This is a genomic window from Variovorax sp. UC122_21 (genome assembly GCF_044056785.1).
Lineage (GTDB): Bacteria > Pseudomonadota > Gammaproteobacteria > Burkholderiales > Burkholderiaceae_C > Variovorax.
This window is the reverse complement of sequence record NZ_CP172003.1, coordinates 949,047-963,607: the sequence shown is the minus strand read 5'-3', so window position 1 is coordinate 963,607 and position 14,561 is coordinate 949,047. Positions and strand designations below refer to the sequence as shown.

The 14,561-nt window shown below is 68.6% G+C and carries 13 protein-coding genes; 9 read left to right on the top strand and 4 right to left on the bottom strand.

Annotated elements, in window-relative coordinates:
• Nucleotides 1–88: 88 nt before the first annotated feature.
• Together ACHMXE_RS04910 and ACHMXE_RS04905 are read left to right on the top strand one after the other, a co-directional pair.
• The gene (locus ACHMXE_RS04910; protein WP_395347064.1) at nucleotides 89–736 is read left to right on the top strand and encodes a TetR/AcrR family transcriptional regulator; all 648 of its coding nucleotides are present in this window, start codon (nucleotides 89–91) and stop codon (nucleotides 734–736) included.
• Nucleotides 737–995: 259 nt separating this feature from the next.
• Complete coding sequence (locus tag ACHMXE_RS04905) at nucleotides 996–2,672, top strand: tannase/feruloyl esterase family alpha/beta hydrolase (RefSeq protein ID WP_395347062.1); 1,677 nt, start codon at nucleotides 996–998, stop codon at nucleotides 2,670–2,672.
• 31 nt (nucleotides 2,673–2,703) lie between these two features.
• On the opposite strand, the gene ACHMXE_RS04900 is transcribed toward ACHMXE_RS04905, so the two are convergent.
• A complete protein-coding gene (locus ACHMXE_RS04900; RefSeq protein ID WP_209542245.1) occupies nucleotides 2,704–3,606 on the bottom strand; it encodes a LysR substrate-binding domain-containing protein in 903 nt (300 codons plus the stop codon).
• Nucleotides 3,607–3,697: 91 nt separating this feature from the next.
• Between ACHMXE_RS04900 and ACHMXE_RS04895 the strand changes: the two genes are divergently transcribed.
• The 7 genes from ACHMXE_RS04895 to ACHMXE_RS04865 are packed head-to-tail and all read left to right on the top strand — an operon-like array spanning nucleotide 3,698 to nucleotide 11,348.
• Nucleotides 3,698–4,693, top strand: coding sequence for a tripartite tricarboxylate transporter substrate-binding protein (locus ACHMXE_RS04895; RefSeq protein ID WP_209542244.1), 996 nt, complete (start codon nucleotides 3,698–3,700; stop codon nucleotides 4,691–4,693).
• A gap of 14 nt (nucleotides 4,694–4,707) precedes the next feature.
• Entirely contained in the window at nucleotides 4,708–6,144 is a 1,437-nt protein-coding gene (locus tag ACHMXE_RS04890) for an amidohydrolase family protein (RefSeq protein ID WP_209542243.1), read from the top strand.
• Between the two features lie 11 nt (nucleotides 6,145–6,155).
• Nucleotides 6,156–6,599, top strand: coding sequence for an RbsD/FucU domain-containing protein (locus tag ACHMXE_RS04885; protein ID WP_209542242.1), 444 nt, complete (start codon nucleotides 6,156–6,158; stop codon nucleotides 6,597–6,599).
• Between the two features lie 21 nt (nucleotides 6,600–6,620).
• Nucleotides 6,621–7,133, top strand: a complete 513-nt coding sequence (locus tag ACHMXE_RS04880; protein ID WP_209542241.1) for a nuclear transport factor 2 family protein — start codon at nucleotides 6,621–6,623, stop codon at nucleotides 7,131–7,133.
• A gap of 18 nt (nucleotides 7,134–7,151) precedes the next feature.
• Complete coding sequence (locus tag ACHMXE_RS04875; protein WP_209542240.1) at nucleotides 7,152–8,168, top strand: tripartite tricarboxylate transporter substrate binding protein; 1,017 nt, start codon at nucleotides 7,152–7,154, stop codon at nucleotides 8,166–8,168.
• A gap of 31 nt (nucleotides 8,169–8,199) precedes the next feature.
• On the top strand, nucleotides 8,200–9,882 hold the full coding sequence (locus ACHMXE_RS04870; RefSeq protein WP_395347061.1) for a GMC family oxidoreductase: 1,683 nt from the start codon (nucleotides 8,200–8,202) through the stop codon (nucleotides 9,880–9,882).
• The gene (locus tag ACHMXE_RS04865; RefSeq protein WP_395347060.1) at nucleotides 9,879–11,348 is read left to right on the top strand and encodes an amidohydrolase family protein; all 1,470 of its coding nucleotides are present in this window, start codon (nucleotides 9,879–9,881) and stop codon (nucleotides 11,346–11,348) included. The genes ACHMXE_RS04870 and ACHMXE_RS04865 overlap by 4 nt, the downstream gene beginning before the upstream one ends.
• Here ACHMXE_RS04865 and ACHMXE_RS04860 read toward each other — a convergent pair.
• From ACHMXE_RS04860 to ACHMXE_RS04850, 3 genes are read right to left on the bottom strand one after another with little or no spacing between them, the layout of a single operon-like run.
• Nucleotides 11,345–12,811, bottom strand: a complete 1,467-nt coding sequence (locus ACHMXE_RS04860) for a gluconokinase (RefSeq protein ID WP_395347059.1) — start codon at nucleotides 12,809–12,811, stop codon at nucleotides 11,345–11,347. The genes ACHMXE_RS04865 and ACHMXE_RS04860 overlap by 4 nt on opposite strands.
• A gap of 13 nt (nucleotides 12,812–12,824) precedes the next feature.
• A complete protein-coding gene (locus ACHMXE_RS04855) occupies nucleotides 12,825–13,652 on the bottom strand; it encodes a carbohydrate ABC transporter permease (RefSeq protein WP_395347057.1) in 828 nt (275 codons plus the stop codon).
• Nucleotides 13,649–14,530 (bottom strand): carbohydrate ABC transporter permease, encoded by an 882-nt coding sequence (locus ACHMXE_RS04850; protein ID WP_209542236.1) that lies wholly within the window; start codon nucleotides 14,528–14,530, stop codon nucleotides 13,649–13,651. Before ACHMXE_RS04850 ends, ACHMXE_RS04855 begins: the two co-directional genes overlap by 4 nt.
• Between the last annotated feature and the right edge of the window lie 31 nt (nucleotides 14,531–14,561).

Below are 14,561 nucleotides of genomic sequence, written 5' to 3'. Positions count from 1 at the left end.
AGTAAACGGTACGCACCGTATCTAAAACTTTAGAACGGTACGTACCGTATGTCAACAGGCATCGGAATGTCAGAATCGCGCCATGACCATGCAGGACACCCCCGACCAGAGTTCCGAGCCCGTGGAGCAGGGGCCGCGCGGCCGGCGCCGCCGGCAGCAGACGCACGACGCCATCCTCGAAGCCGCGCGCGAGGTGCTGCGCGTGCACGGCTATGCACGCTTCGCGATGGAGCAGGTCGCGGCGCTGGCCGGCGTGTCGAAGACCTCGATCTACCGCCGCTGGCCGAGCAAGGGCGCGCTGCTGATCGAGCTCTACATGGAGGGCCTGCCCGACACGGCCATCGTCGAGGACGCTGCCTCGCTCAAGAGCGAGTTGCGCCGCTACCTGGTGTCGACGGTCGAGCGCGTGCAGGACCGGGAATGGCGCACGATCCTCAGTTCGCTCGTGGCCGAGGCGCAGTACGACCAGGCCACCGCCACCTTGCTGCGCGACAAGGTGGTGCTGCCGCGCCGCGAATCGGGCCTGCGCCTGCTGCGCAAAGCCCAGGAGCGCGGCGAGATCGCGGCCGACGTCGACCACGACATCGTGCTCGACCTGCTGTTCGGGCCGGTCTGGTATCGCCTGCTCTTCGAGCATGCCGAGCTCGATGCCGATTTCGCGAAGCGGCTGCTGGCGCAGGTCGAGAAGATGCTGTTCGTGCCGAAGGCCGCGGGCAAGGCCGCGCGAGGGGCCTAGCAGGCTCCTTGTTCTTCATCGCCTCGCGAGGCGAAGTTGCCGCTCATGCGCAGGGCGGCACCTCCCTGCGCCGATCTCGTCGGCTTGCGCTGCGCGCCACATGATTGTTTTTGCCATCCGGATGCGGCCTTTCGCAATCGCTACGCGCGAACTCGCCACGTAGCATCCGCGGACTTTTCGCAACTGCCTTGCAAGTGGAAGGCACAGGTTGCGGCTAGTGCCAAGGTCGCATCAACAACTTCAACGGAGACAAAGATCCATGCGGGGATTCAAGAAAAAGACGCGTCTTGCCATTACTGGCTGTCCTGCTTCTTCAAGCGTGCGGCGGCGGTGGAGGAGGCGGTGGCGCCATCCAGATCGATCCGTCGGCGGTCGCCACGACACAGCCGCCATCGTCGCCGCCTTCGGCGGGCACGGCATGCGCCGCACTTCGGGGTGCCAAGGTGGACGGCGCCGCGATCGGACTGCCGACCCAGGGCGCAACGGTCACCGAAGCGGCCCTCGTGCCGAGCGCGGGCAGACGGGCGAGCATTGCATGGTCAAGGGCCGCATCGCGTCCGTCTCCGAAGGGGCGCAGGACATCGTGTTCGCCCTCGCGCTCCCTACGAACTGGAACGGCCATGCGATGCACTTCGGTGGCGGCGGATTCGACGGCGTGGTTCCGGATCTCGTGACCACGCCGCTGACATCGGGCGCCAGCCCGCTGCAGCGCGGGTACGCCATCTTCGCCGGCGACTCGGGGCATCAGGCACCTCCCACCGATCCCTTCTACACCGCCTTCGCATCGAACAGCGAAATGCTCGGCAACTACGCCGGCGATGCCTTGAAGAAGACGCGAGACGCGGCGATGAAGCTGATCGGCCTGCGCTACGGGAAGGCGCCGGCCAAGACCTATTTCATGGGCGGTTCGAAGGGCGGCCACGAAGGCATGCAGGTGATGCAGAAGTGGCCTGCCGACTACGACGGCGTGGTCACCTACTTCCCGGCCTATGCCTACATGCCGCAGATGATGACCATCCAGGTCGCAACGCGCGCGCTGTGGGGCAATGGCGGCGTCGGCTTCCTCGATCCGAAGAAGCTGCAGGCGCTGCGCGCGGCCGAACTCGCGGCCTGCGACGCGCTCGATGGCGCCGCCGACGGGATCGTCGGCAACCTCGCCGCATGCACGTTCAAGCCGCAGAGCCTGCGTTGCAAGGGCGGCGCGGATGCGGGAGACGATTGCCTGTCCGATGCCCAGATCAAGACGGTCGAGACGCTGCAATCGCGCACCGAGTTCTCCTATGCGTTCAAGAACGGCGCGACCGGCAACCCCGGCTTCCTGACGTCCACGGACTACGCCTCGGTGCTCGGCGCGACCGCGACCTTTCCGGTGCCTCCGAATCCGCTGGTGCTGGGCGCCCTGGGGGCCTTGCCCGACGCCTTCATCCGCAATGCGGTGCTGATGGATCCCCTGGGCCTGTCGATCGGCCTCGATGGCGCGTCGCCGGGAAGCTACCTGCCGCGCATCCAGGAGCTGTCCGCGGTCATGGACGCCACGAGCACGAACATCGAGCCCTTCGTCGCGCGTGGCGGCAAGTGGCTGCTGGTGCACGGCACCTCCGATCCGCTCATCACCTTCCAGGGCTCGGTCGACTACTACAACGCGCTGCTGCTGAAGCTCGGCCGGCCCCAGGTCGATGCCTTCCTGCGCTTCTACCAGGTGCCGGGATACGGCCACGGTACCGGGCACTTCAATGCGACCGGCGGCATTCCGGTGCTGGACGCGCTCGAGGGCTGGGTGGAGCATGACCAGGCGCCGGGGGAACTGGTGGCAACCGACGCCAACCCCGCGACGGCCGGACGCACGCGGCCGCTTTGCATCTATCCGAGCTGGCCGAAGTACAACGGGTCCGGCGACCTGAACGCGGCGGGCAGCTATCGCTGCGCGACGAGCTAGGGCAATCGCCCCGACCGCGCCGTCGCGCTCGTCATGCCGACTTCTTCTTGCGCGGCAAGGAAGTCTCCAGCAGATCGATGAACGCCTTCGCGGCAGGGCCGGGAAGGCGCGAGGTCTGCCACACGAGATGGATGGGACGCTCGAGGCCTGGCGAAAGCACGGGCACCAGCGCGACCTTGCTCGCATCGAAGAACGGGACGGCGATGCTGGGCACGACGCTGATGCCGAGACCCGCCGCGACGAGGCCCGCGACGGTCGGCAGGTGCTCCACTTCCATCACCTCCTCGACGGCGATGCCGCGCATCGCGTGTTCCAGATGCTGTCCGATGCTGCCCGAGCGGGCGTAGCGGATCAGGGACGCACCTTCCAGGTCCCGCAGGTCGACCCGCTTTCGCGAGGCGAGCCGATGGTCCGCCGGGCAGGCGAGCACGAAGGACTCCTGCATCAGCACACGGTACTGAAGGCCCGCGAGCGGTCCCGGTGCGCTGAGGATCGCGAAATCGGCCTGCCGCTCGCGTACCAGTTCCATGCACTTCGGCGGCAGGTGGTCGAACAGGTCGACGCGGATGCCCGGATAGCGGGCGCGGAACCGCGCGATCAGCGGCGGCAGCCAATGGGCCGCGAAGGGCGGTGAGGTGGCGACCGCGACCCGGCCCTTGTTCATGCCGGCGTGGTCTCGCAGGTCGGCACCGATCTCGTCGAGCTCCGCGACGATCCGCCGCGCCGAGGCGACGAGTCGTTCGCCGTCGCCCGTCAGGCTGACCCGGCGCCTGTCGCGGTCCACCAGCCGCAGGCCGACTTCGGCTTCGAGCTTCGAAATCATCTGGCTGAACGCGGACTGCGTCACGTTGCATCGCTCCGCTGCCTGCGAGAAGTGCCGGAGCTCGTCCAGCGCGATCAGCGCACGCAGCACGCGGGTGGAGACGTTGATCAATTTATCTACTCACAGGACGCAAAGAATTAATTTTACTGAACGAAACCCGCTGCCTAGGATTCGCTCCACGACAACGGCAAGGAGCCGAACCATGAGACAAGACACACGACGCCACTTCTCCGCCGCGCTCGGCGCGGCCGCCTTCTGGGCGATATCGGGCATGTTCTCGCCGAGCGCGGGCGCGCAGCCTTATCCGAGCAAGCCCATCCGCCTCGTCATTCCCTGGCCCGCGGGCGGAAGCACCGACGTGCTGGGCCGTGCGCTCGGCGTCGAGCTGGGCAAGCAGCTCGGGCAGCCGGTCATCATCGACAACCGGGCGGGCGCGGCCGGGAAGATCGGCACCGCCATCGCGGCGAAAGCGCCCGCCGACGGCTACACCATCTACCTGGGCACCGTCGCCAACTTCAGCGTGGCCGCGGCCTGGGAGCCCTCCCTGCAGTACGACCCGATCAAGGATTTCTCTCCCGTGGCCTACGTGGCCGACTCGCCGGCGATGCTCGCCGTCAGCAGCTCCCTGCCGATCCACGACATCAAGGAACTGCGCGACTACATCCGCCGGTCGGGGCGCCAGATGTCCTATGCCAGCGCGGGCGAAGGCAGCGGCTACCACCTGATGGCCGAACTGTTCAAGCTTCAGGCCCGGCTCGACCTGCTCCATGTTCCGTTCCAGGGAACGCCGCCCGCGGCGACGGCGGTGGCTGCCGGCCAGGTCGACATGACCTTCGATGCCGCCGGGCTCAAGCCCTTCGTGGAATCGGGAAAGCTGCGGCCGATCGCCGTCACGGGCAACGAACGATGGGCCTTCGTGCCCGACGCCGCGACCTTCGCGTCGCAGGGCGTGAACAACCTCGAGGGCAACAGCTGGTTCGCGATCTTCGCGCCCGCGGGCACGCCGGCCGATGCCATCGACAAGCTCAACGGCGCCATCAACAGGTCGCTCTCCTCGCCCGAGTTGCTGGCGGTGCTGAAGGCCAATGGCTACATCCCGGTGGGCGGCACGGCCGCAGCGCTGGGCGGCATGGTGGCGAAGGACATGGCCAAGTGGAAAGACGTCGTGCAGAAGGCCCATCTGCGCGCCGTGAAGTAGCAGGCGCGGGCGCGATGAGAGCGAAACGAACGCTGTTCAGGGGCGCGACCATCCTCACGATGGACGACGCGATCGAGGACCTGGCTCCTGGCGATCTTCTGGTCGAAGACGATCGCATCGCCGCGATCGGGCCGTCGCTGGCGGTCGATGACGCCGAGATCGTCGATGCGAGCGGCATGGTGATGTGCCCGGGCTTCGTCGACACGCACCGGCACACGTGGCAGACGCCGCTGCACGGCGTGCGCACGGACTGGAACCTGCTGGACTACATGACCTACATCCGGGGCATGTACTGCATCAGCTACGACCCCGAGGATGCCGAGCTCGCAAACCGGGTCGGCGCACTGGAGGCACTGGATTCCGGGATCACGACGCTGGTCGACCATTCGCACCTGCAGCTGTCGGAGGCCCATTCCGATGCGTTGGCGGAGGGCTTCCTGAGCTCGGGCATCCGCGGCATCTACTGCTACGGCACCTACCGCAACCTGGCCTTCCGGCCCGGCGAGCCGGCGCAGCGGCTTCCCGAACTGCTCGGCGAGGTCAACGGGCCGCTGAACGAATGGCACCGGCGCAACGCGGCGCGGGTGCGGCAGAAGTACTTCTCCGACGACTCGGCGCGGGTTCGCTTCGGCATCGCCTCGCGCGAGTTCGAGACGCTCTCCGAAGCCGGTTCGATGCTCGACGAACTGCGCTGGGCGCGCACGCTGGCACCGGCGCGCATCAGCATCCACGTGGGCATGAGCGCCAATGAACCGCTCGACGTGGTGCGCGCGTTGCACGAGGCCGGAGAGATCGGCCCGGACCTGCTGTTCGTCCATGGCAACCATCTGCCCGACGAGGTGCTGCGCATGGTCATCGACGGCGGCGCGTCGATCAGCTCCGCCATCGAGATCGAGATGACCTACGGCGCCTGGCCCGTGGTCGAACGCTTCACGTCGATGGGCGGCCGGTCGAGCCTCGGCATCGATGCCACCATCGACTTCGGCGGCGACATGTTCGGCCAGATGCGCGCGCTGCTCAACACCTGGCGCCTGGAGCGGTCGCTGAGGAATCCGCTGCGGATGACCCGCAAGGTCCATCAGAAGAAGGTGCTGGAGATCGCCACCGTGCGAGCCGCCGAGGCGATCGGGCTCGGCGAGATCACGGGCAGTCTCGTGCCGGGCAAGAAAGCGGACCTGCTGCTGATGCGCACGGACGGCATCGGGCAGGCGCCGATGTGGGATCCCTACGCGGCGATCGTGAGCTACGGGCATGCGAGCCTGGTCGACACCGTGATGGTCGACGGCTGCTTCGCCAAGCGCCGCGGCCAGCTGGTCGGGATCGACTGGCCCGCGGTTCGTACCTCTCTGCAGCGCTCGAAGGAGAACATCCAGCGCCGGTTCTCGCTCGTTCCCGAGCAGCCCATTCGCGCGCGCTGGACGCAGGGCTTTCGCATCGAGATCGCGGACTGAGAGGTTGCGGAATGCTCAAGACCCTGCCGCCGGCACTCACGCCCGACCTGCTCTGGATCCTCGCCGCGATGGGTCATGGCGATCGTCTGGTGCTGGCGAACGCGAACTACCCCGCCTATGCGTGGCATGCGCGGCATGCGCGCACCGTGCCCCTGCCCGGCGTGTCGCTGGTGGAGGCGGCCCGGGCCATCGCGCAACTGATGCCCGTCGACGACCTGGCGGAAGCGCCGGTCCACCACATGGTCGCGGATGGCGAGCGGGACGAGGTGCTGGCCGTGCATCGCGATGTGCAGCAGGTTCTCGAGGCGGCCGAGTGCCGCCCGGTCGCCATGAAGCCGCTGTCGCGCGCGGAGTTCCTCGAACTGGCCGCCACGGCCTTCGCCACCGTGCACACCACCGACAACCGTCCCTATGGCTGCTTCGTCATCGCCAAGGGCGTGGTGCGCAACCCCTGATTACTTTCCTTGGAATCAAGAATGTCCCTGAACGAAATGGCGGTGCTCGCAGCCCGCGTACAAGCGCTGGAAGATCGCAGCGCGATCCTCGAAACCCTGAACGAGTACGGGCAGGCACTCGACTATGGCGACGTCGAACGCCTGGTGGACTGCTTCACGCAGGACGCGGTGCGCGAGACACGCCGCCCCGACGGCACCGTCAACCGATGGGAGGGCGCCGCGGGAACGCGGGAGTTCGCGACCACCCACACCCATGCGCCCGACAAGTACCACAAGCACCTGGTGCTCAACAGCACGGTGAAGCTGCAAGGCGACACGGCGGACGTGGTGAGCTACATGTTCCGCTTCGACGCCGCCGCCAGCGACAAGTCCTATGTCTGGGGCATGGGCAAGTACGTCGACCGGATGCAGCGAGGCGCCGACGGCCGCTGGCGCATCGCGTTGCGCGTGACCTTCATCGAGGACGACTGGCCGGGCCGCTCGCGGCCCGCGACCGGACTGGTCCTGTCGGGCGCCGACACCTCGCGCGCCTGAACCGCCATCGGAGACACCATGAACATTCGATCCAGGGCGATCGGGAAGATCGTCCTTTGCGTGTCGGCCTGGGCGGCCCTGAGCTCGCTTCTTTCCTCGGCCCATGCCCAGGAGGCCGCCTTTCCCGTCAAGCCGATCCGGCTCGTGATTCCGTTTCCGGCGGGCGGGCCGACCGATGCCCTCGGTCGCCGCATCGCGCAGACGCTCGGCGAGTCGCTCGGCCAGCCGGTCGTCGTCGACAACAAGCCAGGCGCCAGCGGCATCATCGGCAGTGCCGAAGTCGCCCGTGCACCCGCGGACGGCTACACGCTGCTCTTCTCCAATTCCGATGTCTTCATCAACGTGACGGGCATCGTGAAGAAGATGCCCTACGACCCGTTGCGCGATTTCGCGCCGGTGTCGCTGCTCGCGAGGTACGGCGTGGCGATGATGGTGCGGCCGGACATGCGGGATGCCGCGGGCCTGCCAGGCCTGCCGGGTGTGCTCAGGGCGATCCAGGCGAACCCCGGCAAGCTCAGCTACGGATCCTGGGGACCGGCCACCTATCCGCACCTGATCGGCGAGGCGCTCGCCCGGCGCGCCGGCGCGCCGCTGGTGCACGTGCCCTACCGCGGCGCCTCGCCCGCGCTGCAGGACCTGCTGGGCGGCAGCATCGACATCGCCTTCCTCGGCACCGCCGTGGCCGCGGGCTATGCGCAGAAGGGACAGGTCAGGCTGGTGGCGGTCACGGGCGAGCGGCGCGATCCGCTGGCGCCGGACGTTCCCACCTTCGCCGAGCAGGGCATGGCGGATGCGCTGGTGCGCATGTCGCCCTGGATCGGCGTGGCGGCCCCCGCGCGCACACCCGATGCCGTCGTGCACAAGCTGCAGCAGGCGCTGGTCGACGCCCTGGCCACGCCGGAGGTTCGCCGCACCCTGCGCGACCTCAGCATGGAGGCCGTCGGTTCCACGCCGCAGGCCTTCGGTGCGCAACTGCGCAGCGACTTCCCGTGGATGACCGACCTGATTCGGGCCGCCGGTGTCGTCGCCGAATAGCACGGGCCGCTCCCAGCCAACGATGGATGACATGCAGAACGACTACCTGATCGTCGGCGGAGGCACCGCTGGCGCCGTGATCGCGGCCCGGCTCTCCGAAGACCCCGCCTGCCGCGTGCTGCTCATCGAGGCAGGCGACGACGTCGTCCCCGGCAACGAGCCGGCGGACATCCGCGATCCCTTTCCCGCGGCCACGCTCAACCCGCACTACTTCTGGAGCGGGCTGACGGCAACCGCCTCGGACGGCGGCGCGCCGGCGCCCTATCCGCAGGCGCGTGTGATGGGCGGCGGCTCCAGCATCAACGGTCTCTATGCGCTGCGCGGCGTGCCCTCCGACTACGCACGCTGGGCCGAAGCGGGCGGCGGCGACTTCTCGTGGGATGGCGTGCTGCCTCGTTTCCAGGGCATCGAGAACGACCGCGACCGCCAGGACCAGCGGGCGGGCTGGCATGCCGTTTCGCGCACGCCGAAGGAGCAATGGCCGGACTTCGTCCGGGCGATGGAACAGGCGGCCGGACGCGACGGGCTGCCTTTCGTGCCGGACATCAACGAGCAACCCAGCGACGGCTTCTTCGCGATGCCGAATGCCATCGATGCCGAGGCGCGCGTGACGACCGCCGGCAGTGTCCTCACGCCCGAAGTCCGCGCGCGAGCGAACCTGCGGATCCTGCCGAACACCGTCGCGACCCGGCTGCGCACGCAGGCGGACACCGTCGTCGGCGTGGATGCGATCCAGAACGGCACGACGATTCGACTGAGCGCCGATCGCGTGATCGTATGTGCCGGCGCCATCCATTCGCCGACATTGCTGCTGCGTTCCGGCATCGGCCCGGCGGACGAACTCGCCGCGCTCGGGATTCGACCGGTTCTCGACCGCGCCGGCGTGGGGCGCAATCTGCAGAACCATCCGTACATGTTCTTTGCGCTCACGCTGCCGCGCGGCAAGCGCGTGGCCACGGACCTGCGGCGCTTCGCGCTGGCCGGTATCCGGTCGTCGTCGCGGATGCCGGACTGCCCGCCCAGCGACCTGTTCAACTTCATCATCGGGCGCGTGAGCGGCAGGTCTTACGGTCCCGATTTCGCGCTGGTGGGAAGCGCCCTGTATGCGCCGAAGTCCCGCGGATCGGTGCGGCTGCGAAGCGCCGATGGACGCGATGCGCCGGACGTCAACTTCCGCTTCCTCTCGGACCCCGCGGACGCGCCGCGGATGGTCGCGGCCGCGCGCCAGGCGGAGCGCCTGCTTCGCGACCCGGCGGTGCTCGCCGAGTACCACGAGGCCTTCCTGCTGCCGGGCGCGCTGGCCATCAAGCAGTTCAACCGGCCCGGCGTGGCCGGCAAGGCGCTGGCGCTCGCGGCGCAGGCGGCCGCCAATTCGCCGGCCATGCTTCGCCGCCGGATCTTCGGGCGAGCGTTCAACAGCGGCCCGCCCGCGGTGCATCGCGCGGGTGGAAGGGCGATCGCGGATGCGCAGATCCTCTCGTCGATCAGTCCCATGGGACATCCGGCGGGCACCTGTGCGATGGGCCGCGCGGCCGATCCGATGGCGGTGGTCGACCCGGCGTTTCGCGTGCACGGCATGAAGAACCTGTTCGTCGCCGATGCCTCGGCGATGCCGGTCGTTCCCAGTGCCAATACCAACCTTCCCACGATCCTGCTGGCCGAGATGGCGGCCGAGCGCATCGGTGCCTCCACCTTCGGCCCATCCGATTCATGACTTCCGCTTCTCACCGAATCCTGATCGCCGGCGCCACGGTGGTCTCGATGGACGATGCCCTGGGCATCGTCGACAACGCCCGACTCGCCATCGACGGCGAGCGCATCGCATCGCTGTCGAGCGGGGCCTGCGAAGCGCCGAGCCAGGGCGACGTCGAAGTTATCGATGCGCGCGGCTTCATCGTGATGCCGGGCTTCATCAACGCGCACATGCACACCTGGCAGACGGCGCTGCGCGGCGTGGCCAGCAACTGGACGCTGCTCGAATACTTCCGCTGGATGCACGCGGGCCTGGCGACGCGGTTCACTCCCGACGATATCCACGTCGGCACCCTGGCCGGCGCCCTCAACCAGCTCGACTGCGGCACCACGACGCTGGTCGACTGGTGCCACAACAATCCGACGCCCGAGCACACGGATGCCGCGGTCGACGCGCTGGAGCGCAGCGGCATCCGCGCGGCCTTCTTCCATGGCAGTCCGAAGCCCGATCCGAAGCCCGGCCAGGCGGCCTTCTGGGAGGTCGCCCATCCGCGCAGGGAAGTGGAGCGACTGCTGGCGCAACCGCGCTTCGGCACGGGCCGGCGGCTGAGCCTGGGCATGGCCGTGCTCGGTCCGCATTACTCGACGCTCGATGTCGCGCGCGCGGACTTCAGGCTGGCGCGCGAGCTGGACCTGACGGCCTCGATGCACCAGGGAGGCGGTCCGGCACGCGCCCCAGGGGGCTGGGAGGTGCTCGAGCAAGAGGGCCTGCTGGGCCCGCGCATCAACATCGTGCACGGCAACGATCTCACCGATGCGCAGCTCGACCGCTTCGTCGGCGCCGGCGTCTCGTTCTCGGTCACGCCCGAGAACGAGATGACGCAGGGCCACGGCCATCCGATCGTCGGCCGCCTGCGCGACCGGGGCGTTGCCGCCTCCATCGGCGTGGACCTGGAGTCGGGCCTGTCGGGCGAGATGTTCACGGCGGCGCGCATCGCGCTGGTCCACCAGCGCTCGCTCGACAACCAGGCGTTTCGCCAGGCGGCGCGAGGCACCGATCCCGTCATTCCGCCGACCTCCACCCTCCGGACGATCGACGCCCTGCGGTGGGCGACGGTCGAGGGTGCGCGCATGCTGGGCCAGCTCGACCGCATCGGCACCGTGACGCCCGGCAAGCAGGCCGACCTGGTGTTGATCGACGCGAGGCGCCCCGACATGCAGCCCCTGCACGATCCCGTCGCTGCCGCGCTCATGCAGACCAGCCTGGCCAACATCGATTCGGTGATGGTCGCGGGCAGATGGCGCAAGCGCGGCGGCCGGCTGGTCGGCGACGATCAGGTGCCGCTCGATCCCGAGCGGTGGCTGGCGCCGCTGAGGGGAGTCGGGGCGTCGTCTGGCCGCGGCGGTGGGATGGCATCCGGCGCACAGGGCCTGATACCGATGCTGTTCGTCGCCCGGGCGACGACGAACACCGAGCGAACGAACTAGAACCCCGCGCCCTTCATCGCCGCATCGAAGCGAAGCTGCCGCTCCAGCGCCCCGAGATAGGCCTGGTGCGCCCCCGCATCGAAGCGCACATGCTCGGTGAATTCGAAACCGAAATCCGCCAGCCCGCCGACACCAAGGCCTTCCAGCGCCAGCAGCGCGGCCCCGCGCAGCGAGGCCTCGTCGATTGCCGACACCTGCACGTCCTGCCCGATGCAGTCGGCGACGATCTGGCGCCAGGTGGCCGAGCGCGAGAGTGCGCCGCCCGTGACGACGATGCGCCGCGCGGGCCGCATGCGCGCTTCGAGCTGCTGCTTCAGGCCCGCGAAGCGCAGGCCGACGCTCTCGAGCATGGCGCGATGGATCTGGGCTCCGCTGGTGGCGGCCGTGATGCCCGCGATGCAGGCGGTGCGGCCGTCGATCCAGTCGGGGCTGCGCGCGCCCAGCACATAGGGCAGCACCGCAAGGCCGTGCGAATCGGGGGCCATCGCGGCCACCTGGGCATCGAGGTCCGGCGTGGCGCCTTCGAACAGGCCGCGTGTCCAAGCGGCCGAGGCGCCGCCCTCTGACATAGCCATGCCGCCCGCGAGCCGGCGCGCATCGACGCGATAGCACCAGAGGCCCGGATCGTCGAGGCGCGCCTCGTGCGCGTCCCACACCACGCGCATCGAGCCGCTGGTGCCGAGCATCAGCACCAGGGTGTCGCGGTCGATGCCGCCGACACCGATGTTCGAGCAGGCGCCGTCGCCGGTGACGGGGAACCAGGGCACGCCCTGCAGCCGCGGCCAGCGCTGCGCGAACTCGGGCACGAGCTGGGTGCGCGGCTGGTCGGTCACCGGCGGCAGCATCGACACGGGCACGTCCGCGACCGCGAGGGCCTCGGGATGCCAGCCGAGCGACCACAGGTCGAACAGGCCGGTGCCCGAGGCCATCGAGACCGAGGTGCCGAGATCGCCGAAGAGGCGCGCCAGCAGGTGGTCGGCCGCCGACACCCAATGCGCGGTGGCGGCCCAGGCCACGGGGCGCGACTGCCGCAGCCACGGCAGCTTGGCGGTCCAGTAGCTCGAATGCACGGGGCAGCCGGTGTCGGGGCGCAGCGCGGCGGCGCGATGGCCGGGCTCGCGCTGGCCGGCCGCGATGGCGCCCGCGCGGCGATCGGCCCAGCTCAGCACCGCGGTGGTCGGCGCGCCGTGCGCATCGAGGCCGAGCAGGCTGTGCCAGAAGCAGCTGATGCCCACGCCGAGGATGCGCGTGTCGGGCGAGGCCTTCAGCACCTGGTCGATGGCTTCGATCACGCCGCGCGCCAGCGCCTCGGGATCGATCTCGGCCATGCCGGTGGCATCGGTGCGCAGCAGGTTGGCACGCTGCGAGGCCGGCCCATGGGGCATGCCCGCGAGGTCGAACAGCGCGGCGCGCGTGGAGGAAGTGCCGATGTCGATCGACAGGACGGCGGAGGTGCTTCTCATCGGGCGATGCAGCTCAGCCCTTCACGGCGCCCATGGTCAGCCCCTTCACCACATAGCGCTGGAAGATCATCGTGAGAACCAGCGCCGGCGCCATGATCGCGACCGAGGCCGCCATCACGCCGCCCCAGTCGATCTCGGCGTACGAGAGGAAATTGAACACGGCGCTCGGCAGGGTCTTGGTCTTCTCCATGCTGAGCACCTGCGAGAACATGAAGTTGTTCCACGAGAAGATGAAGGCCAGCGTGGTGGCGGTGATCACGCCCGGCCCCGACAGCGGCAGGATGATCTTGAAGAAGGCGTTCTGGCGCGAGGCGCCGTCCACCATCGCCGATTCCTCCAGGTCGCGCGGCAGCGCCTCGAAGTAGCTCGCCATGATCCACACCACGATCGGCAGCGCGATCAGCATGTGGCTCAGCACCAGCGCGGTGTAGCTGTCCATGAGGTTCAGGCGCGAGAAGATGATGTACCAGGGCATCAGGAACGAGATGCCCGGCATCAGACGTGCCAGCAGGATGAACATCGCGAGCCGGCGCTGCGTGAAGCGCGCGATCGAATAGGCGGCCGGCAACCCCAGCAGCAGCGAGAACCCGACGGCCAGCAGCGCCACCGTGGTGGAGTTGATGAAGTACTTGACGAAGTCCTGCTCGCCGAACACCTTGCGGTAGTTCTGCAGGGTCGGGCTGAACACCAGCTTGGGCGGCCAGGCCACGATGTCCACCTGCGTCTTGAACGAGGAGGCCAGCATCCAGGCGAAGGGGAACAGCACGATCAGCACCATGGCGATCACCGCCAGGTAGAACAGCACGCGCGGCAGCAAGGAACGGTTCGACGGTGTGCTCATGTGTTCTCGCTCAGCTTGCGCAGCCGCGTGATCGCGAGGCTGCAGGCGAAGACCACGAGGAACAGCACCACCAGGACCACGGCCGCCTGGCCCATGCGGAAGTATTCGAAGCTGTACTTGAAGCCCATGATGTTCAGTGTCTCGGAGGCATAGCCGGGGCCGCCGCCGGTCATCGCGAAGATGATGTCGAATGTCTTCAGCGCGTCGATCAGCCGCAGGATCAGCGCGGTGAGGATCACCGGCATCACCATCGGCAGGGTCACGAGCCGGATGATCTGCCACTCGCTGGCGCCGTCGATGCGCGCCGCCTCCACCGGTTCGTCGGACAGCGAGGCCAGGCCCGCGAGCACGATCAGCGTGATCATCGGCGTCCATTGCCAGACGTCGACCAGCACCAGCGAGATGAGCACGGTGTCGGCATGCGATACCCACGAGCCCGTGGGCAGGCCGAGCGCCTGCAACACGTAGTTGGCCAGGCCGATGGTCGGGTCGTAGAACAGGTTGAACACGATGCCCACCGCGACCGGCGTGGCGACCAGCGGCAGCAGCAGCAACAGCTTGGCGAGCGCGCGGCCGATGAAGGCGCGGTTGAGCAGCAGCGCCGCCGCCACGCCGAGCACGCCCTCGATGCCCACCGCGAGCACGGTGAAGGCGACGGTGCGCCACAGCGCATGCAGGAAGCGCGGCTCGGTGAGCACGCGCACGTAGCTGTTCACGCCCGAGAAGGAAGGCGGCATGCCCGAGGTGAGCGTCCAGTTGGTGAAGCTCAGCCAGGTGGTGTAGAGCACCGGGAACACCATCAGCAACGCGACGAAGAGCACCGCCGGCAGCGGAAAGATCCAGTGCAGGTGGCGCTCGGCGCGGGTGGAGTGGATCATGCGGCCTCCATCGAGACTGGGTTCGATCGGC